Origin of the sequence: Desnuesiella massiliensis (assembly GCF_001403615.1) — a bacterium.
In the GTDB taxonomy this organism is placed as follows: Bacteria; Bacillota; Clostridia; order Clostridiales; family Clostridiaceae; genus Desnuesiella; species Desnuesiella massiliensis.
In genome coordinates this window covers 447,361-467,072 of sequence record NZ_LN879454.1, presented here as the reverse complement: position 1 = coordinate 467,072, position 19,712 = coordinate 447,361, and the positions used below count along the sequence as shown (strand labels likewise).

General features: G+C 32.1%; 20 protein-coding genes. 9 read left to right on the top strand and 11 right to left on the bottom strand.

The features are described from left to right. Positions 1 to 76 precede the first annotated feature (76 nt). Positions 77 to 991, bottom strand: a complete 915-nt coding sequence (locus tag BN2665_RS05905) for a nucleotidyltransferase (protein ID WP_055666383.1) — start codon at positions 989 to 991, stop codon at positions 77 to 79. Positions 992 to 1,115: 124 nt separating this feature from the next. On the opposite strand from BN2665_RS05905, the gene BN2665_RS05900 reads away from it, so the two are divergent. The 3 genes from BN2665_RS05900 (at position 1,116) to BN2665_RS05890 (ending at position 4,356) form a co-directional block, all read left to right on the top strand. Continuing rightward, the gene (locus BN2665_RS05900) at positions 1,116 to 2,006 is read left to right on the top strand and encodes a helix-turn-helix domain-containing protein (protein WP_055666187.1); all 891 of its coding nucleotides are present in this window, start codon (positions 1,116 to 1,118) and stop codon (positions 2,004 to 2,006) included. Between the two features lie 179 nt (positions 2,007 to 2,185). Next, a complete protein-coding gene (locus tag BN2665_RS05895; RefSeq protein WP_055666186.1) occupies positions 2,186 to 3,283 on the top strand; it encodes a serine hydrolase domain-containing protein in 1,098 nt (365 codons plus the stop codon). 182 nt (positions 3,284 to 3,465) lie between these two features. Beyond that, entirely contained in the window at positions 3,466 to 4,356 is an 891-nt protein-coding gene (locus BN2665_RS05890) for an AraC family transcriptional regulator (protein ID WP_055666185.1), read from the top strand. Between the two features lie 19 nt (positions 4,357 to 4,375). Here the strand turns inward: BN2665_RS05890 and BN2665_RS05885 are convergent, their stop codons facing one another. Beyond that, complete coding sequence (locus tag BN2665_RS05885; RefSeq protein WP_055666184.1) at positions 4,376 to 5,239, bottom strand: pentapeptide repeat-containing protein; 864 nt, start codon at positions 5,237 to 5,239, stop codon at positions 4,376 to 4,378. Positions 5,240 to 5,936: 697 nt separating this feature from the next. On the opposite strand from BN2665_RS05885, the gene BN2665_RS05880 reads away from it, so the two are divergent. From BN2665_RS05880 to BN2665_RS05860, 5 genes are all read left to right on the top strand, one after another. Continuing rightward, complete coding sequence (locus BN2665_RS05880; RefSeq protein ID WP_055666382.1) at positions 5,937 to 6,596, top strand: FusB/FusC family EF-G-binding protein; 660 nt, start codon at positions 5,937 to 5,939, stop codon at positions 6,594 to 6,596. Positions 6,597 to 7,158: 562 nt separating this feature from the next. Then, positions 7,159 to 8,142: an ABC transporter ATP-binding protein gene (locus tag BN2665_RS05875; protein WP_055666183.1), complete on the top strand. Its 984-nt coding sequence runs from the start codon at positions 7,159 to 7,161 to the stop codon at positions 8,140 to 8,142. Continuing rightward, the gene (locus tag BN2665_RS05870; RefSeq protein WP_055666182.1) at positions 8,139 to 8,987 is read left to right on the top strand and encodes an ABC transporter permease; all 849 of its coding nucleotides are present in this window, start codon (positions 8,139 to 8,141) and stop codon (positions 8,985 to 8,987) included. The genes BN2665_RS05875 and BN2665_RS05870 overlap by 4 nt, the downstream gene beginning before the upstream one ends. Positions 8,988 to 8,990: 3 nt before the next feature. Then, positions 8,991 to 9,779 carry an ABC transporter permease gene (locus tag BN2665_RS05865; RefSeq protein ID WP_055666181.1) on the top strand — a complete coding sequence of 263 codons (789 nt, stop codon included), beginning with the start codon at positions 8,991 to 8,993 and terminating at the stop codon, positions 9,777 to 9,779. Between the two features lie 130 nt (positions 9,780 to 9,909). After that, complete coding sequence (locus tag BN2665_RS05860) at positions 9,910 to 11,514, top strand: IS1182 family transposase (RefSeq protein WP_055666180.1); 1,605 nt, start codon at positions 9,910 to 9,912, stop codon at positions 11,512 to 11,514. A gap of 184 nt (positions 11,515 to 11,698) precedes the next feature. On the opposite strand, the gene BN2665_RS05855 is transcribed toward BN2665_RS05860, so the two are convergent. The 5 genes from BN2665_RS05855 to BN2665_RS05835 form a co-directional block, all read right to left on the bottom strand. Further along, positions 11,699 to 12,814, bottom strand: coding sequence for a class I SAM-dependent methyltransferase (locus BN2665_RS05855; protein WP_055666179.1), 1,116 nt, complete (start codon positions 12,812 to 12,814; stop codon positions 11,699 to 11,701). Between the two features lie 143 nt (positions 12,815 to 12,957). Then, on the bottom strand, positions 12,958 to 13,410 hold the full coding sequence (locus BN2665_RS05850; protein WP_055666178.1) for a hypothetical protein: 453 nt from the start codon (positions 13,408 to 13,410) through the stop codon (positions 12,958 to 12,960). Between the two features lie 50 nt (positions 13,411 to 13,460). Beyond that, positions 13,461 to 14,126: a hypothetical protein gene (locus tag BN2665_RS05845; RefSeq protein WP_055666177.1), complete on the bottom strand. Its 666-nt coding sequence runs from the start codon at positions 14,124 to 14,126 to the stop codon at positions 13,461 to 13,463. 180 nt (positions 14,127 to 14,306) lie between these two features. Then, a complete protein-coding gene (locus tag BN2665_RS05840) occupies positions 14,307 to 14,777 on the bottom strand; it encodes a GNAT family N-acetyltransferase (protein WP_055666176.1) in 471 nt (156 codons plus the stop codon). 37 nt (positions 14,778 to 14,814) lie between these two features. Next, complete coding sequence (locus BN2665_RS05835) at positions 14,815 to 15,432, bottom strand: TetR/AcrR family transcriptional regulator (protein ID WP_055666175.1); 618 nt, start codon at positions 15,430 to 15,432, stop codon at positions 14,815 to 14,817. A 147-nt stretch (positions 15,433 to 15,579) separates the two neighbouring features. On the opposite strand from BN2665_RS05835, the gene BN2665_RS05830 reads away from it, so the two are divergent. Beyond that, positions 15,580 to 16,206 carry a chloramphenicol acetyltransferase gene (locus tag BN2665_RS05830; protein ID WP_055666174.1) on the top strand — a complete coding sequence of 209 codons (627 nt, stop codon included), beginning with the start codon at positions 15,580 to 15,582 and terminating at the stop codon, positions 16,204 to 16,206. Between the two features lie 125 nt (positions 16,207 to 16,331). Here the strand turns inward: BN2665_RS05830 and BN2665_RS05825 are convergent, their stop codons facing one another. The 4 genes from BN2665_RS05825 to BN2665_RS05810 all read right to left on the bottom strand — a co-directional run bounded on the left by BN2665_RS05825 (position 16,332) and on the right by BN2665_RS05810 (position 19,493). Beyond that, positions 16,332 to 17,768 (bottom strand): DUF6179 domain-containing protein, encoded by a 1,437-nt coding sequence (locus tag BN2665_RS05825; RefSeq protein WP_055666173.1) that lies wholly within the window; start codon positions 17,766 to 17,768, stop codon positions 16,332 to 16,334. A 12-nt stretch (positions 17,769 to 17,780) separates the two neighbouring features. After that, complete coding sequence (locus BN2665_RS05820) at positions 17,781 to 18,218, bottom strand: DUF6323 family protein (protein ID WP_055666172.1); 438 nt, start codon at positions 18,216 to 18,218, stop codon at positions 17,781 to 17,783. Between the two features lie 287 nt (positions 18,219 to 18,505). Then, the gene (locus BN2665_RS05815; RefSeq protein ID WP_055666171.1) at positions 18,506 to 18,964 is read right to left on the bottom strand and encodes an NUDIX hydrolase; all 459 of its coding nucleotides are present in this window, start codon (positions 18,962 to 18,964) and stop codon (positions 18,506 to 18,508) included. Between the two features lie 100 nt (positions 18,965 to 19,064). After that, positions 19,065 to 19,493 carry a hypothetical protein gene (locus tag BN2665_RS05810; RefSeq protein ID WP_055666170.1) on the bottom strand — a complete coding sequence of 143 codons (429 nt, stop codon included), beginning with the start codon at positions 19,491 to 19,493 and terminating at the stop codon, positions 19,065 to 19,067. Positions 19,494 to 19,712: the final 219 nt, after the last annotated feature.

Genomic DNA, 19,712 nt, shown 5'->3' with positions numbered 1-19,712 from the left:
ATACTCGATGGTTTTATTTATGGAAACTTAACTTATGCATGAATCATAAGTTATTAGTTAAGTTAGAAATCCTATATTAAGGAATATAAAGATAACCAAGCTCCTCCACAGCCATCTTACTTTTAGGCGTTATACGAATGGTCTGTGATACCTTTTCAATAACCCCTTTCTCTGCTAAATAGTCAAATATATTCACAATAAAATGTCCTTGCACATGAAAATGCTTAGCTATAAGAGTACTGGTTTTAACTTGCTCGTCAGACATAAATTCAATTACTGGCTTCTTCAATATATCAAGGTGCTGCTCTAAATATCTATCAATGCTTTCTATAGCTTTTGAAATCTCCTCTTCACTAAAATGGTGAGACATTGCCACTTGGTAAAAAGGAGTGATCGCCTCAGGATTCAGCTTTAGAGCTTTCTGTATGGATTCCCTTGATGCCGGTTCCCCCTTCAGGCATAGTTCCATATCTGCAATAACCTCCGCAGCCTTCAAAAGAAAATATTGCGCATAAAGCGGGTCCTTTCTAACAGTTAACCACTTTTGACACTTCTCATATATGCCAACAAGCATGCTGGCTTTGTAAAAGAGTGATAAGGCAATATCATCACTGCCTAGATTTTTCAAATCCTCGAAATACTCATAGAGACTGTCATCGGTGGTATAAACAATTTTACCTTTTGAGAAATATGACTGGGAAAATGATCCTCCAAGGTTTCTTTCTAGCCCTCTTTTAAAGTGGCTTCTTACCATGAGGTCAACATTGATTGTTATACCATCTTCTATAATACAATAGGAAGTATTCTTAAGAACCTGATCCCGAATAACCACCGTCATGTCCACATCGCTTTTTTCCCATACCAAGTCATAAGCAAGGCTGCCGCAGACAATAACTGCGATGACATTAGGATCACTCTTTATTTTACTTACAAAGCTATTTACCGCAGCATTATAGCGCTCTTTTAATTCCGCCTGTAGTATATCATCCATACTCTCAAATCCTTTCTTTAATTTCTTTAATAAAGAAACAATTGTTCCTATCTTTAAGGTCATGGTATAATTATACTTGTACATTTTTATCAATACAGGACAAAAATTGCTGGAGTTGAGAAATATGGATAACTATTTATTGGAAATAATAAAAAACACCACTGAATATATTGAAAATAATATTTTAGAGTCCTTAAATCTTGACAATATATCAGAGAATGTGAATATTTCAAAATTTCATTTACTGCGAATATGGAAGGGAGCCACCTCTACCGGCTTAATGGAATATGTTCGAAGAAGAAGGATTGCCCTGTCTTTAGGCGATTTAATCCATCACCAGAATAGTATTGAATTTATATCTTCAAAATACTCTTTTGGCTGTGAACGAACCTATAACAGAGTTTTTAAAGAGGAGTTCAAAACCACCCCAGCAAAATGGCGAAGAAGCCCCTGCGCTTTAGAGATTCTAGACAGGTTTAATGCAGATTTTATGAATTGCTCAGGGGAAGGACTTATATTTTTCCGCTCCATAAGCGTATTGCCTACCTTTTCAATTGCAGGACTTGAATACAATGTGGATATTGAAGAAAACTTGAAATCTCAAATAGCAAATAAATATGGTGTTGACTTCTTTTACAACCATCGTCTACGAGTGTTCAATCCTATAGAAAAAGATGTATATATTGGATTTACTACAATTCCCCAGGAAATAAGCAGCTATACCCTCTACCAATCTTCTATACAAATAAGCGAAAACAGCATTATTCCTCCAGACATGAAAGTGAAGTGTGTGTCTCCTCATAAATATGGTGTTTTTACTTATATGGGGCTCCATCGTCCAGAAGAAATCTCATCAAAGAATTTATCAGAAATCTGGAACTATGTTTTTAACACTTGGATGCCAACAGTTCAATTTGATCTAAGAGAGAAATTTAGATTTGAATACATAAACTACGCAAAGTGCAATAAGCACTACTGTGAATGTGATTTGTATTTTCCAATTTCCTATCTATGAAATAGAACTCTTTATATAGATAAATAAAATTTTTATCTTTAATATGTGTAACAATTGAAAAATTGTCAAAAAGCTTAATACTACTGTTAAAACTACCTATGCGCTTAAATAAAGTAATGTTAAACTTTACCTTAAACTTATACTTAAGCATAGCTTTATTTTTAAAGGGGGAGAATTTTATGAAAAAAGGCATGGCAATTATAATAATTAGTATTTTGCTTATGGTGACAACTGCCGGTTGTGGAGCAAAAGATAATGCTAAGAGCACAGCCGTTTCTCTAGAAAAACAGAATCTTACAGAGGTGAAAAAGAAACTTGACAAAGAATTTACTGATTTATTAGGACCTGATAGATTTAGCGGATATGTGTTTATCTCTAAAAAGGGCAATGTACTTTTGGATAAAGGCTATGGTAAAGCTGATTTTGAGAAAGGTACTGAAAATACAAAACAAACCAAGTTTGACATAGCCTCATTAACAAAACAAATTACTGCAGTTGCTGTAATGCAGCTTCAAGAAAAGAAGCTTTTGGATGTAAATGATAAAATTGATAAGTATTTGTCTAGTTTTCCTCATGGCAATGAAATTACTATTCATCAGTTATTAAGCCATACTTCTGGGTTACCTGAACATTCTCTTCAGTTTGATATTAGAAAATTCAGGCCATCAAATAAGAACTTTGGTATTGAAGGCAGCACTGAGAATGTTACTCTTGCTTTTGCACCAGGAAAAGGCTTTCAATATAGCAATACAGGTTATATTTTGTTAGGCTATATAATAGAAAAGCTTTCAGGCAAAACTTTAGATGTATATTTTAATGAAAATATATTTAAACCACTTAGCATGGCGAATACAGGATTCAAGGATGAAAATGGTCAGTTAAATAATTTAGCTATAGGATATCAAAGTCAAAACAAGGATAAAGCAGAAAAATCATGGAATTTTTTAAATGTGGGTCCAGTGCTCGGATCTTCCGGACTTTGCTCCACCATAGAAGATTTGATCCTATGGGATAAAGCATTAACAGAAGAAAAATTAATAAGCAAAGAGTCCTATAATAAGATCTATACTCCTAATCAAAGCTCTTATGGCTATGGGTGGTACTCATATAAAGATTCAGAAGGAAAAAGAAGCTATGAGCATTATGGGAATGCCTCAGGATATAGAAGCTATATTCTCAGAGCAGTGGATGAAGATATAAGAGTGATAATTGCAAGTAACTACCAAAATATACCCATAGGAGATATGGTAGGAATGGTAAAAGACTATATAAAATAAATTCCTTCTTTAATGTACTTCCAAAGTTTTTGCTATAATATAATTCCATCTAACCTTTAAAAATCCTTTTTGATACAATTAAAGGCTGTTGACATTTTATATGCCAACGGCCTTTTTATTAAAAGGATTATTTAAAATATTGTAGAATACAATATTTAAGGTAAAAGATAGGGGGTTATATTATGACATTATATTCTAAACACAGCATTACAAATGTAGCTATTCCACTATATATAAGCTTAGAAGATGCATTTTCTAAGGAAAATAACTCAATGTTTAGAATCATTTTAGTTGAAGCAGGTACAGGAATATTAAAAGTTAATAACTATTCCTTTGTATTTATGTCCCCTTCTGTGTTTTGTCTTAATGAAAAAGATATAGTTGTACTTGAAAAGGAATGCGGTGTAAAGGCACAAGTTATATACTTTGACCCAACCATAATTAATAGCTCCTTTACCCTTGAAAAAATATACAATATAAATAATTTTGATAAATTTACATACATACAGGATTATTTTTATCTTAATCCCTTTCTTAATCGTACAGAAAAAACAAGCTTATATTTTGAAATGGGACTTATGATGTTTAAAAGAATCTCTCAACTTTATAAAATGCTCTATGAAGAGACCAATCCATGTAAAGGTGACTATTGGGCATGTCGCTCCCGCTCCTTCTTTTTGGAAATATTATTTTTAATTCAATACATCTATACTAATTTTGAAGAAGAGGATAGATTTCATCTTCCTAAGGCTTCCGATGATTTAAATGAAATTATTTTATATCTACATACAAACTATCAAAATAAAATTACAATTGAAGAGTTAACAAAAACCTTCCATATCAATAGAACAACCTTATCAGAAAAATTTCGCGCTTCAACTGGTATGTCGATTAAAGATTATCTTATTAAATTGAGAATTAAACTATCAGCTGTAATGCTAAGAGATACTATGCTTCCAATATCCGAAATTATGTACAGGGTAGGTTTTAATGAAACAACCCATTTTTGTAGAATGTTTAAAAAATATATGGACTGTTCTCCATCAGATTATAGAAAGCAGGTTTATTCATAACAAAACATTCTCAAATGAATTATTTATCCCAGTGTGCAGGACGGATTATGGATATGGGCAGCTTTGTATTAGAGTCTCCCTTAGCCGAATTAATCTGGCCTTGTGTAATAAATATGCTATTTGAGAGATTAGCCCCTCTTATATCTGCATCTCTCAAATCAGCTCCAATGAGATCCGCACCGCTTAAATCCACCCCTCTAAGGTCAGCTGCAATAAGAAATGCCCCTCTCAAGTCTTCTCCTTTTAGATTGATTTTTTTAAGGTCTGCACCAATAAAATCTAATCTTCCGGCAATCCTCTTCTTAGCCTTCAAGGCAGTTTTTTTTCCTCTGCAGGCTTCAGCTCTCAAAGCCTCACTAGTCTTTGAAAGTAGAGGGTTAACCTTGCTTCTGTGCACTACTAAATCTATTCTTATCAATGAATCCGCATCCAAATCAGTAAGCTTCCTCGTTTCACTTATCATAGAACTAATCTTTTCTTGCATATTACTATCGCACTGTATTCTAAGTGCCTCTGTTAAATACCATAACATTTCATGAAGTCCTCTCATAACTAAAAACACATCAAACATTTGCTTTGCAGTCTCTGGATTTCTTCTCCAATCTTGTCCACCGTATGTACTTTGAGCAACCCTTTGACCTGCTCCAAAGCAATCATAGGCAGTACATCCTTTAAGGCCCTTATCTTTAAGATTTCTATGAACAGCACACTTAAAATCAGATTGTAAATTTATACAGGGTTTACCTGCATCCTTATCTATTGGAAACCCTTCAGAGGCTGAAAAATACAATGCAACACAGCAAAAGCCAAAGCACTTTTGGCAGTCAACTCTCAGATTTTCATAAAGCTCTTTATCATACTTAACTCTATTTTCATAGGTCATATTTACTATCACCTCGTACTCTTATCATATAAATAAATTAACTTTTAAATTATAACACAAACTTATATGAAATTTCAGTACCTATTTCCTAATAAATATCCCTATATGCTAATACATAATTACGATACAATATCCAGTAAAACATAATCTTTTTCTTATAATCCTACAAGGATTTCCTCATGCTATATGATAAGGAGGAATATCTTTTGTCAATACGCATTATTTAAATTAAATTTTACGTTAATTATGATATAATATACGTAACGTATTGGGGGTGTTTTTATGAAGGTCTGTGATACATTCAGCTCTAAAGCAGCTTGCTCCTTGCAAAGACTACAACAAAGTCAGCTATGCTTTGTTTGGAGCCTAAACTATTAAGTTGGCTGCAATGCGTACATGTTTTAGGCCCTGTAACACATAGCTTTTTTTGTATTCTTTGCTTTAATACTTTGATAAGAATAAAGGAGCAAGGAAATGAAATATGTAAAGGCACAAGATGTGTTACCAGAGGAAATTGTTAAAATAATACAAGAATATGTATTACGTTTTAAAGCAGGATGATTATTGTTACTTTCAGTTGGAGTAATAATAATCATCTTTTTGTTGTGAACTGATGGAAAATAAAGCTGGTATTAAGGTTATATTCACTTACACCAATAATAAAAATAACACAGGTTGGAAAGAGGTGCTAGATTTTATGAAAGCTTTTATAAAAAAACATCATTATAATTATATAAAAAAATGCTTACATGATTTAAATAATACTTACAAGGTTTGTGTAGATACTAATATTATTGAAGCTACTAAAGCATATATACACGAAAAAATATTAAATCTTTTTACTAATTTATCCGAGGAAGAAAAAGAGCTACTTGATATTAGTAAAGTAAGTGACCCCTTACACATTGATAAGTATTTAGCTGAGTTGAATGAATATGTATATGGAATGCCAAAGGTTACAAATGAACAAATTGGTAGATTATTTAAAAAGGAAAAGAAATTTAAATTACCAAACCTAGATGCACAGGATTCAAAGAATGTATATTTAGGTTGGATTGATGAATCCATTAGAAAATTATTTGTAGCTTACAATATGAATGGTAAACTTATAGGCATGGCATGTAGAATTACAAATTGCGATTCCAATAACGCTCATAGATGTACGCTTTGCAATCGTGTAGGCTGGGAAAATGAAGTAGCCTTTGTTTCACCTATCTGTAAAACAGCTAATACTGGGAAAGGTGCCTATAGGTCAATAGGCTTTGATATATGTTTAGATAGCAAGAAGTGTAATGAACGAATTGTAGCAATCGAAAAGCTTGAGAAAATTTTAAAGGATGTTAACAATATAAAGTGATAGTTACATGCATATCCAGTCCATCTTCACAAGTGAAAAATCAAGAAATAAATATAATTGAGATTTCCTAGCCTAAAGCATCTTATATCATGTTTTAGGCTGTTTTCTATTATACAATCTTCCAATTGATACTTTTTTATAAAAATTCCTTTGGTGATATTTTCTGATTTAAAGTATATTAAAAAATAATAGACCAGTTAACCTAGAAAATAGGATATAAACTAAATAAACTTGATGTATCAATAATGTTACTTATTTGGAAAGTGAATAATATAAAAACGGCAGTAGATTTCAATATATCCACTGCCGATTAAATACTAAATTATGGTAGAACCTCTGTTTTGGACAATAGTTAACAAAGGTATATATGTAGCACTAACTATATATATACCTTATCCTAAAAGCTTTAGCTTGTCAAGAAATTTCATGAAAATTTAAGAAAAAATGTGAAAGGTATTTCCAACTCTCTTGAAGGCTATGGCAATAGTCCTTTACATATTTTTATTTTTCCCGCTGCTAAGCTAATATTAATAAGTAAACGAAAATATGGAGGTGACTTGCAATGCCACAAATTGAACTAAAAAACATATGTAAAACCTTTAAGGTCTTCGAGAGACCTAAAGGGAGATTGGGAATGCTTAAAGGGGCTTTTGTCCGTGAAACAAAGATTATCAAAGCCCTTGAAGAAATAAGCTTTAATATTGATGAGGGTGAGCTTGTTGGTTATATCGGTCCCAACGGCGCAGGAAAATCTACAACCGTTAAAGTTATGAGCGGAATATTAACTCCTGAAAGCGGTAGCTGCACTATTATGAAACGCACACCCTGGAAGGAACGCGTAGCCCATGTTTCTCAAATAGGTGTGGTGTTTGGCCAAAGAAGTCAGCTTTGGTGGGATGTTCCAGTCAGCGATTCCTTTGATTTGTTAAAGGATATCTATAACATACCTGCTGCAAATTATACAAAACGTTTAACTGAACTTATTGAAACCCTTGATATATCTACTTTTCTTAAAACACCTGTAAGGCAGCTCTCCCTAGGTCAGCGCATGAGATGTGAAATTGCCGCTGCATTATTACACAGCCCCCGAATACTTTTCCTTGATGAACCTACAATTGGACTTGATGCAGTATCTAAACTTGCCCTAAGAGATTTTCTAAAAAATGAGAATCGTAAAAATGGCGTTACTATGATTCTTACAACTCATGATATGGATGATATCGAATCCTTATGTAATCGTGTTATGGTTGTTGGACATGGTCAGCTTTTATATGATGGTAAACTAGAGGGCTTAAAAGAAAAATACGCTCCACTAAGACGAATACGTGCAACAATGGATGGAAATATAAAAGAGCTTCAGATTGAAGGGGCAGAAAGCATAAAGGTAGAGGAAAATACTTGGACAGTAATGTTTGATCCTGTAAAAATAGCTGCTCATAGCATGGTTGAGCGCCTAGCACAAAAACTTCCACTTAAGGATATTGCCATTGAAGAAGAAAATATAGATGAAATAATAGCTTCAATGTATAAGGAGATGTGCTTATGATGACTAAAAAGGATAGATTAAAAGCCTCAATAAAAGCTTGCTTTTCTTTATTTAGAATAAAAACTGCCTCAAGCTTTCAGTATCGCATGGCTGGCCTTGCAGGAGCAACTACTAGTATATTTTGGGTACTCATCGAAATGGTGGTTTATACAATATTCTATACCTATGCAAACAACAAAGAATCAGGAGCTATTGCAACCCTTACTCTTAAACAGGTAATATCCTATGCCTGGTTAACACAAGTACTTTTTTTAATGCAGCCTATGAATATTGATAGCGAAATCCTAAGTAAAATAACAAATGGTGATGTTGGAATAGAAATGTGCCGTCCACTAGATTTATACTTTCACTGGTTTTCAAAAACAGCAGCCTCAAGATTTACTCCTCTAATTTGGCGTGGTTCAATTGTTTTGATATTTGGCATGCTCATGCCCTCCTCATACAGATTATCTGCGCCGGCATCATTTTTAGGCTTTTTTTGTATGCTCTTATCCGTTTTAATCGCATTACTATTATGTACTTCCTACGCAATGCTTACCTGTGCCATACGCCTTAACATCTCCTGGGGAGATGGACCAACCTATATCATGATGCTTATTGGCGGAGTATTATCAGGTACTTATTTACCTCTTCAGCTCTGGCCTAAATTTATGCAAGGTTTTTTACTTCTTCAACCCTTTGCCGGATATCTAGATATTCCCTTGCGTCTTTATATTGGAACACTGCTTCCAAAAGATATCTTTTTCGCTATCGGAATACAGCTAATGTGGACAATTATTTTTATAATAGCAGGAAGAATATTAATGTCTAAAAGACTAAAAACTATTATAGTTCAAGGAGGTTAAATCATGCGTGAAATCAAGCTATACTTTAAATACCTTCGCTTAAACTTCCTTACTGGCTTGCAGTACAAGGGGTGGCCTATTATGGTTCTACAGGTACTGATTGTTGTTATATCGGACCCACTGGGTCTCATTCTTCTCTTTTCCCGCTTTGGAAGTATAGGTGTTTGGTCCGTTGAGAAAATACTTCTCATTTATGCAATGGCAGTTACAAGCTGCGGACTAGCTGAGACCTTCTGCCGAGGCTTTGATTGCTTCCCTTGGCGTATGATACGCTCTGGTGATTTTGATCGGGTTTTGCTTAGACCTTCCTCCTTATTTGTTCAAGTAGCAGGCTCCTACTTTCATATTCACAGACTTTCAAGGGTTATCAGCGGCATAAGCGCTGTTGTCTGGTGCCTCTGGAAATTAGGGATACAGCCTACCATGCTAAATATAATAATAATCCTACTCGCACTTATCGGCGGATTCTTAGCATACACAGGAGTTTTTATAATGACCTCAGGTCTAGCCTTCTTTACAATACAAGGTCTAGATTGGATATATATTTTTACAAATGCAAGCTATCAAGTTACTCGCATACCTATGGACTATATGCCAAAAGTATTACGAAACCTATTCACCTTTTTTATGCCAATGCTTGTCATAAGCTACTATCCCGCTTCTGCTGTATGTGGTTGGGGTGAAAGCTACTTTAAGGCTTTCTGCGCCCTTCCAGCAGGTCTTTTATTCTTTATATTTTCAACCTTCATATGGAACTTTGGGGTTAGACATTATAAGAGTACTGGAAGCTAACATCAAATTGATACTAAAAAAGGGGCTGTTGCACAACTAACTAAATAGTTAGCTGTGTAGCAGCCCTGTTTTATTTCAGATATAGAAAATGCGGGGCTCGAAAGCCCCGCAAATGTTGTATAATTATAGTATGCGAAAACCAAATTATCAACATAAAAATTATACTTCATCAAATGGATATTATCAACTGGTTCTTCCATTTGATTTTGAAATGTTGATACCTGAGGATGATTCAGTCCGCCTGCTTAGCCAAATATTGGAGGGATTAAATTACGAAAAATTATACAAGGCGTACTCTTCCGTTGGAAGAAAACCGGCAGTGGAACCTAAAATCCTATTTAAGGTATTAACATATGCTTATTCAAACAACATATATTCGAGTAGAAAGATTGAAACAGCATGCAGAAGGGATATTAACTTCATGTGGTTACTTCAAGGCGCGAAAGCACCGGATCACGCTACAATTGCTAGGTTTAGAAAAGAATATTTATCAGAAGCAGTGGAAGACTTGTTTTATCAGCTAGTTCAATATCTTCATAGTATAGGAGAAATCAATTTTGAGAATCTTTTTGTAGATGGAACGAAAATTGAAGCAAATGCTAATCGCTACACTTTTGTATGGAAAAAAGTTGTTAATAAAAATGAAAGCAAGATGTTTGAGAAGATACAGTCTTGCATTGAAGCTGTTAACTTAAGCTTTATGACAAACTTTGCTGTCGCAAAGGATAACACTGCTCAGGATATTAAGAAAGTACTTGACTTTATTAATCAAAAGATAAATGAAGAAAATATAGAGCTAGTTCATGGTATTGGTAAGCGCAAATCAAAGCTTCAGAAATTCAAAGAGGAGCTAGAATGTTACTATGAGCGTCAAGAGAAATACAACATGCATAATGGGATATTCAATGGAAGAAATAGTTATTCGAAGACTGACCATGATGCAACTTTTATGCACATGAAAGATGATCATATGCGCAACTCACAGCTAAAACCAGGTTATAATGTTCAAATAGGAGTAGAAAGTGAATATGTAACTGGTGTTGGTATATTTCAGGATAGAGCTGATATTACTACACTAATACCATTTCTAGATGATATGAAATCAAACTTAGGAGTTAAATATAAAAATATAATTGCTGATTCTGGTTATGAAAGTGAAGAGAATTATATTTACCTAGAAAATCAAGGGCAAAAATACTACATAAAACCTCAGACCTATGAAAAGTGGAAGAAGAAAAGCTTTAAGAAGGATATTAGCAAGCGTGAAAATATGACCTATAACGAAGAAAAAGATGAGTATACCTGTCATAATGGGAAGCATTTGAAAAAGATAGGTATAGCCCATAGAACTTCAGCTACTGGCTATAGTTCAGAGACAACTGTTTATGAATGTGAAGATTGCAGTAACTGCCAGTTTAAAGCAAAATGTACAAAAGCACGAGGAAATAGGAAAATGCAGGTATCTAAAACATTTGTAGCAAAGCGTCAGATATCCCTTGAAAACATAACATCCTCAGAGGGTATTATGTTAAGGATAAACCGTTCAATTCAAGTAGAAGGAGCTTTTGGAGTACTAAAAAATGACTACCAATTCAATCGTTTCTTAACACGTGGCAAAAATAGTGTTAAGAATGAGTTCCTTCTTCTTTGTTTTGGTTTCAATATAAATAAATTGCATTCAAAAATACAAAATGATAGGTGCAAAAAACATCTTCATGAAGCAAAAATGGCCTAAGAGTAAGACAAAATTTCTCAAAAAAGTGTTAGGCTTATTTAAGTGCGTCAAAAAATCAAGAATTCATGAAAACTTGGAGTAATGGCCCTGTTTTTATAATCGATTTTTATCTGAATACAAAAAAGGAGTGGAGCAAACTACTTTTTAAAGTAGTTTTGCGACACTCCCTTTTTACTAATTATATTCATTTTCTCCCGTATGTAATTAATAATCCCTGTACTTTTAAAAATGATTTTTTACTTTCAGTATTTTTAAAATACTCCGCAATTTTAGACTGCATTTTTATATAAGCTTCTGCTAGAGCTCTGTCCACTCCTCGGTTCATAAATAATTCAATGGCTTTTTCTTGATCGGATATGCTAAGAGACCTATCCCACCCATGGATTTCAATAAAATCCTGTACCTTTTCCTCGTAATCCTGCATGTCTGGATTTACATACATTACTTTATCATTCATACGAATATCAATATCATGTAAGCCTAACTGCTGCATATAAAAGGGTAACCGCATTCCGATTGCATAATCCCTGCCTTCACATTCCAATTCCTTCTTCCATACCTTATGAAAATCAAAGGCTGTGCAAAGATAATCATAGCTAATATCATCAATGTATAACCCATCATTTTCAAATTCCCTGTTAACATCTACACAAACCACAAGACCGCCCTTCTTAACAGAGTCAGCCATTTTTCTTAATACCTCCAGAGGTTTATTCATATGGCGCAATGCTGCCTGACAAATAGCTATATCATATTTTTTATCTGTATCTAGGGAATATATATCTGATAAGATAAACTCTGCATCAAGTTCAGTATTATTAAAATTCAATTTAGCTTTATCAGTAAAATATTCATTATCAATACCTGTATAGGTGCTTCCCTTAGGTAAACGCTCAAGTAATTTCATTCCTAGGTGGCCTTCTCCACACCTGAATTCAATAACATCCACTGGCGATTCTATATGCCAAACATGTTTTACAAGAAATTCTAAGTAATCATCATTCCAAAAGTATTTTCTATTTTTATAAAGTTTATCAGTTTTTCCATTCCAATTATCGCGATTATCTGTGTTACTTGGTATATATTCTCGCATACGTAGTGGTTTTAGACCCAGTAATTCATCTACGGAAACATTGAAATACTCAGCTATACTTGGTAATAAGCTAATATCAGGCATGGTTGTACCAGTTTCCCATTTGCTAACTGACTGAAAAGATACACCTAATACCTCCGCTAAGTCCTGTTGTCCTATTCCTTTAGCTTTCCTAAGCTCTGCAATTTTAAGTTTAACTGTTGTCATATAATAGCCCCCTTGAATTTAATAACTTAATGCTAACATAATCATTCAGCCAAACCTATAACGCAGCATGCGAATTAACTCTCATATTGGTTGAAGAAAATAATCATTGCTTTCCACTGGCTGAAATCACTTACCCAAATAACTCATAGAAATTTACAACAATTAGCACCATCCCGTATTAATGGCTTTACCCTCTTTTTCAACAACTCAAATAGCTCTTCACTTTCTTCATTAATATCATATATTAAATGAATTGTATCCTTCAGTTTTGATTTTTTCGGTGGAACAATAGGTGATGAAGATAATATAGCTACTGAACCAGACAGTTCATATGATGTGAATGATAGAAAGAATAATGTTATTAATATAGGACTCACACAATTTTCAAAGTATTCTCTTTCACAAAAGTTTAAAGGTAATCTACACAATTCTGTCTTAATTGAATTAATAGCAGTTAACATTGCATCTGTATTATTAATAGCTGCAATTACATCGATAATTAAGTCACTATTAGGGGATGTCTGATCTTTCATTAATGCTTCATTTAATTGTCTTGCAAGATTAATATTTAATAATATACTATTTATATCGTTCATCCCTTTTTCCCCTATATAAAATATTTCCACTGTAACTAGCTACATGCTAATCATAGAGATGTACAGCAGTTATCTTCTTGAGTTAATTTTTTTACTCTCTCTTTCAACACGTCAAAAATATCCTCAACCTCTTCATTCATTCTATATATTGTATGAATTGTATCCTTTAGCTTTCCCTTTTTACGTGGAACTATGGGTGAAGTAGTTAAAATACTTACTGAAGTTGCTAACTCAAAGCCTGTTCTTGATATAAATTCCATGGCAGTTTCTAAAGGAGTAACACAGTTGGCAATATATTCTCTTTCACAAAAATCTAAGGGCAGTCTACACAACTCAGTTTTAATTGTATCTAATGCAGCCAAGGTTTGAGCTGTTTGAGCAATAGTTGTATTTACATTTACATTAGTGCCTGTAGCCTCAGGTGTTTGACTTTGGGTTCCCCCTTGGCCTGTGGGTGCCCCTTGACTTTGAATTGGAGTTTCACCAAAAGTTATGCCCTGACTTGGGGATGTCCCTTGGCTTAAATTTAGTGCTTGACTTTGAAGTACCACATCACTTATTTGTCTTGAATTTGTAATATCATTAATTAAATCATTTAATTCACCGATAATTGTATTTATCCGTTCCTCTCTTAACCTTTCATTAGAGTTACCCTTTTCACTAATTCCTTGTAGTTTATTAATGTTCTTTCCATTTCGAGCATCATCATCACTCATAAGCTCAGCTCCAATCTAAAACATTATATTTCATAGCCCACAATTTCCCCTGCTTAACTCTCAATATTTATTACTAATACAATTTATATATAGTAATTGTATTAATGGTAATTTTAATTTATTCACTTACAATGTATAATTAGCTATTCTCATCAAAGCATGTCGTAAACATACTCCAATTTATATAGTTCTAGCCATCCTTCTGCAAATAGTTTTATATCCTTTTTTATCATATAAATTTAAAGCTCCTGAGTTAAATTCCCAAACATAGATCTCTACCTCTCTGATTCCTCTAGACCTTAAATCCTCTTCGGCATATTCGATTAGTCCGCTTCCAATACCACAACCTCTATAATGCTTGTCTACTACCAACTTATCTATTAATGCATACTCTCTGCTTCTAAGTGTTGGGTTGTCTTTTTCTATAATGATCATCACTTCTATTGCTCCAATTATCTTCTCTTCATCCTCAGCTATATAAAAACTATGATTTTCTTTTGATATTGCCTCACTTATATAATCCTTTAATATATCTTCATCTACATTTTCATTAAATACATTAGTTACATTCTCACTATGCATTACTAGCAAGTCCTTAAATAATAAAACTAGTTCATTTATATACTTTTCATTGGCTTTTCTAAAATTCATTTTATCTCCCCCTATATAAATTCTCATATTTAGCTTTCTATCTATTTAGTCCAAGTATTTTCTCCAAAGAGTATTTAAATATGTCAACTTGTTTTTCTAACTCCTCCATAGCCATATCTAAATTAAATCTATTTAGCATTAAACCATCAAAAAATGATATAAGATATATAGCTATTGAATTAATGCAAACTTCAGGATGGAATTCTTTCCTGTCCACTCCAGCTTGAAATATATTCTCAATTTTATTTACCAAGTTAGCATGTCTATGTTTAATATAAGTAAATTTATCTTTCTGATTTTTATAATTTATAGATACAAAAAATTCTGTTTTTGCAAAGGTTAGAGTTTTATCTATTTCAAATATATCCTTTAGCATATTTTCAATCCAAGTCATTAGTTGTTGCCATATGTTCTCATCATAACTAAACTCCAATGATCTTATGTCTTCATAATCTTCTAACTTAAGAACTTCTAAAAATATATCATCTATATTTTTAAAGTATGAATATAAGGCTCCTCTAGAAATTTTCGCCTCATCCATGATATTTTGCATGCTTGTTTTTAGATATCCGTTTCTTACAAAAACATTTCTAGCAGAATTTAATAATTCTTTTCTTTTTTCATCTTTATATCTTTCACTTACTTTTGGCGACATTGACTATCCTCCTTATCAGAATTTAATAATTATATATCAAACTATACACTTGTGTCGTTTTTATGTTATTATTTAATATATCCTTATTTTTGTTAGTTGTCAAATAATATGGACTTAAATAATAAATTTATATATCTAGGAGGCATTATGAAATATATTGATTTTAATGATTTTGAAAGAAGAGAGCATTATAAGTTTTTTGAAAAGGTTGATAATCCTCAGTTTAATATATGCATGAATATTGATATAACAAATTTTCTGAGCTTTGTAAAAAGCAATAAGCTATCCTTTTACTATAGTATGATTTATGCTTCTACCTATGTAGTGAATGAAATAGAGGCTTTCCGTTACAAGATTAGAGAGGGTAAAATCATTCTTCATGACTCCCTGCAGCCGTCATTTACGGATATGGAGCCTGATAAAAACTTATTTAAGATTGTTACTTTACCTCTTAAAGAGGATATTATAGAATTTTCGAATTCTGCAAAAGAGGCTTCAAGAGACCAAAAGGAGTATTTCCCTAGAATAATTGAAGACCAGGACAAGCTTATATACTTTTCTTGTATACCTTGGATATCCTTTACTAGCATTTCAAATGAAATTGTAATGAATAAGGAGAATTCTATACACAGAATCTCTTTTGGAAAGTACTTCAAGGAAAAAGATAGATTCTTGCTGCCATATTCTATACAGGTAAATCATATGCTATTAGATGGGATTCATGTTGGCAGGTATGTTGAGAAATTACAGGCTTTTATTGATAAATTTGAATAAATAGTAAAAATCCTATCCCTAATGTACAACTTAGACTTTTCTAAGTCATACATTAGGGATAGGATATAGATATATACCGACACTCCTTGAAGTAAGCCCTTTTACGTACCAAAGAGCATTAAACTCTAATAAAACTTTATCTCCTCATAATCAACTTCATTGAGTAACTTTTCGATTTCTTTCTTCTTATCCTCACTTAACCCCTCCATAAACTTAATAAAATGCTTTTGCCACTCAGCTTCTATTTCTCTTTTACTGTTTATAATCTCTGATAAATCTGTTAGCTCATCCCTAAGTTCCTCGTAGAATACTAGCTTAGCTAAAATAGTTAATTCAATATTTGATAGTGTATTAAATACGTGTCCAAATTCTTCTCCAAAAAAGCAGTCTGAATTAAGAATATCAATAAAATCTTGTAATGAATGAACCTCTGAATTTAGAACTTCTATTTTATCTATAACTTTTGATAACTTCATTATTCTAGTAACTGTGAGATTGAAGCTTTTTTCACTCATTCTTTTTCCTTCATCAAAATCAAAGGTGTACTTTTTACTATCCTCATATTCTACTACTATCAAACTATTTAAACAATTATTTTCTAAGGCGTTTAACACTCTTTTTATAAATAATTCTTTATAATTATTTATATACTCTATAAGTAAGGAATTACTTATTTGAAGATCAGTAATAATTGTTTCTACCGCTTTATTTATAAGTGCATTTATTCTAGTTAAATTCATTCCCTTAAGGTTTTCATTTATCATATCATATTGGCTTTTTGTGATGGTTAGTTGTCCAGCCTTGTTTCCGCATAAAACAGAAAATATAGAATTATTTATCAAGAGCTCGAATATATTTATCAACTCTATGGTGTGATTTAACCTGCACATCTTCCCAAAACCATTTAAAATCTTATCTATGTCTTCCCCTGAGAAAAAATTGCAGAATTCCGTTTCAATATCTAAATGCTCTAGATAATTTTTAATATATGAAATCCCTCTTACACTCATATCATCAAATACCAAGGGATAATCTATACTAGCCATGGTATTGTGCGCTTCAAAAATTACAGTATATTTTTCAAAAAAGCAGGGTATAGCCTCATCTATAGTTAAATTATAAGCCTCAAGCTCTACTTGCAATCTATTTCTCTTTATTTTCTCATACAATTTTTTAGTGTCAATGACACATAATCGCAATAGCTCAATTCCCTTCTCATACATTGTCCTTATATCTTTTTCCTTTAGCTCTCTTAATGCAGCTTGTGGAGCATCTAATTCAATCAAGTAAAAATCTAAGGAATACAAAAGAGAATTAAGTAAGCCTTCAGTAACTTCTACAGTAACTGACGTACTTTCGCCTTTTGTGTACTTCATGATTAACTCTTTTAGCACTTCCATTATTCTGATCTGAATATCAAGCACATCCTTATTACTAATTGCACCACATTTCATAGCCTCTTTAAGAAGTGAAATGATATATTGATTTTTATTTAATGCTCTTACATTTATTTTTTCTTCATTAGTTAGCTGTAGACTATTTTCAATATTCAAATCCATCATATTACTCTTCCTTTACTCTAACTTTTTTCTAAAATCTCTTGAAAACTCTTCTAAGTGACTATTCAAAAGTTCTACAGAGCCTTCACAATAGGTTTCAAATGTATCCTTCATTAGTTCAATAAGTTTATCATCTCCAAGTTTATCTTCTGTCTCATTTTTTAGATAATAGAAGGTCTCTTGTATATCATTTAAAATATACATATAATTTTTATCATTTATAAATGTTGAAGAACTAAAAACTTTTATTAACTTTTTAGTAACCTCAAAGCTTAGTTCAACCCTGCCGTAGCCTTTTAAGACCTTATTCCTTACATTAATAATCTGCTTTGCGTCTTCTAGGGTTAATACTATACCGTCTTTTTTAATCTCTTCGTTAACTTCAAGTAACTCATTAATATTTGCTTCATTTAGTATGGATGGCCCAAAATTTAAAATACTGATTAAATCCATTAAAGCATCCCCTTATTAAAATAATGCTATTAGCTTATTTTTCAAGTATGTGAACTACATTAGTTCTTTTCATCTATGCATCCCCCCTGCTAAGATAAATAATTATTTTTAAAAACTCTTGACTTTCTTCTAATTTTATGTTATAATATTATATTGTATTTTGAAATAATAGTATACTTTATCTTCATATGCATGTCAATATAACAATTAAAAATAACAAAGCATATATCTCTCATGAATGATATATGCTTTATTTGTTTTATATTATTTTTTGCACCATTATTTAATTATCTTTCACCTAATAATTCTAATGCTTCATTAGCCATTGTCAAAATATTATGCTGAATGTCATATGCGTTTTTCAAATCTTCTTTATTATACCATTTGAGCAAATTAGATTCCCCATCTCCTGGTATTGTATCAAAAGATTTTGCAGTTGCATAATAAACAAAGTCTATATGATAATGTTCTGAATTTATTTCACCTAAAATTGTGTGCATAGGATTTATTAACAATTTTTCTCCTACCAATTCGCATGAATTTTTAAGTTGGTTATTTATTGGATTGTATAGATTTATTTTTAAACCTGCTTCTTCTTGTGCTTCACGAATACATGCCTCTTCCGGCAATTCATTCAATTCTATATGTCCACCTAAAGGAAGTATTTTCTTAGCCCTTTTATGCAAATGTAATAATACTTTATCCTTATATACTATAAATACGGAAACTGTAAAATGCCTATCCACGTTTATGTTACCTCCTTAAAATTGTTTGGTAAACGGTTCATAATAACTAGCACATATAGTTTGTAAGGTACTTTGTTAAAACTCCATTAAATCCATCCACCTAATCATAGATGGCTATTTTTGACTTTATAAAATCATCAATCTTTTCTAAACTTAATTTATTTTTTACCATATTATATTGAATGCCATTTATATCTATAAAGTTTTCATAAGTCATTATACTCATTACTTTATTATCTCCAATAAATAAAATTACCGATTGATAATACCCTGCCATTAAAGTCTGCGTTAATTTTTTTGTAAAAACACAACTATTTATATAGTTCATAAATTCATTTATATTTTCTTTATTTTCAACAGTTCCCCCTTTAATAGCAGGGTTATTATACTGAAAACTAATCTTTGTAATATCATTAGCTTGGAATCCACCTATTTCACTAATTCTTTTATGATTACTATTTATATACATTATAGCAAAAATGATAAGCGCTAAAAGTAATACAACAGATACTAATATTCTTTTTTTCATGGCACCCCCCATTTTAATAGAATTTATAATAATTTTCCACAAGTGTATACTAATATTATATTGTAACTATATTCCAAATACTATTTTTTCAAAGCAAATCTAAAAACAGCAATAATATATGAATATCATTGCTGTTTTTATGCTATTATTTTGTTTTGTAGTTCAAAGCAGAAGCCGTATTTATATGACAAAGTGACGTTTCCAGCTCCACATATGGCA

Bases quoted from the DNA above. Each gene is read 5' to 3' on its own strand.
- BN2665_RS05905 (WP_055666383.1), bottom strand. From the start codon at position 991: ATGGATGATATACTACAGGCGGAATTAAAAGAGCGCTATAATGCTGCG.
- BN2665_RS05890 (WP_055666185.1), top strand. From the start codon at position 3,466: ATGACATTATATTCTAAACACAGCATTACAAATGTAGCTATTCCACTA.
- BN2665_RS05870 (WP_055666182.1), top strand. From the start codon at position 8,139: ATGATGACTAAAAAGGATAGATTAAAAGCCTCAATAAAAGCTTGCTTT.
- BN2665_RS05825 (WP_055666173.1), bottom strand. From the start codon at position 17,768: ATGATGGATTTGAATATTGAAAATAGTCTACAGCTAACTAATGAAGAA.
- BN2665_RS05835 (WP_055666175.1), bottom strand. From the start codon at position 15,432: ATGTCGCCAAAAGTAAGTGAAAGATATAAAGATGAAAAAAGAAAAGAA.
- BN2665_RS05830 (WP_055666174.1), top strand. From the start codon at position 15,580: ATGAAATATATTGATTTTAATGATTTTGAAAGAAGAGAGCATTATAAG.
- BN2665_RS05895 (WP_055666186.1), top strand. From the start codon at position 2,186: ATGAAAAAAGGCATGGCAATTATAATAATTAGTATTTTGCTTATGGTG.
- BN2665_RS05850 (WP_055666178.1), bottom strand. From the start codon at position 13,410: ATGAACGATATAAATAGTATATTATTAAATATTAATCTTGCAAGACAA.
- BN2665_RS05820 (WP_055666172.1), bottom strand. From the start codon at position 18,218: ATGGATTTAATCAGTATTTTAAATTTTGGGCCATCCATACTAAATGAA.
- BN2665_RS05885 (WP_055666184.1), bottom strand. From the start codon at position 5,239: ATGACCTATGAAAATAGAGTTAAGTATGATAAAGAGCTTTATGAAAAT.
- BN2665_RS05875 (WP_055666183.1), top strand. From the start codon at position 7,159: ATGCCACAAATTGAACTAAAAAACATATGTAAAACCTTTAAGGTCTTC.
- BN2665_RS05840 (WP_055666176.1), bottom strand. From the start codon at position 14,777: ATGAATTTTAGAAAAGCCAATGAAAAGTATATAAATGAACTAGTTTTA.
- BN2665_RS05900 (WP_055666187.1), top strand. From the start codon at position 1,116: ATGGATAACTATTTATTGGAAATAATAAAAAACACCACTGAATATATT.
- BN2665_RS05860 (WP_055666180.1), top strand. From the start codon at position 9,910: ATGCGAAAACCAAATTATCAACATAAAAATTATACTTCATCAAATGGA.
- BN2665_RS05855 (WP_055666179.1), bottom strand. From the start codon at position 12,814: ATGACAACAGTTAAACTTAAAATTGCAGAGCTTAGGAAAGCTAAAGGA.
- BN2665_RS05880 (WP_055666382.1), top strand. From the start codon at position 5,937: ATGAAAGCTTTTATAAAAAAACATCATTATAATTATATAAAAAAATGC.
- BN2665_RS05865 (WP_055666181.1), top strand. From the start codon at position 8,991: ATGCGTGAAATCAAGCTATACTTTAAATACCTTCGCTTAAACTTCCTT.
- BN2665_RS05810 (WP_055666170.1), bottom strand. From the start codon at position 19,493: ATGAAAAAAAGAATATTAGTATCTGTTGTATTACTTTTAGCGCTTATC.
- BN2665_RS05845 (WP_055666177.1), bottom strand. From the start codon at position 14,126: ATGAGTGATGATGATGCTCGAAATGGAAAGAACATTAATAAACTACAA.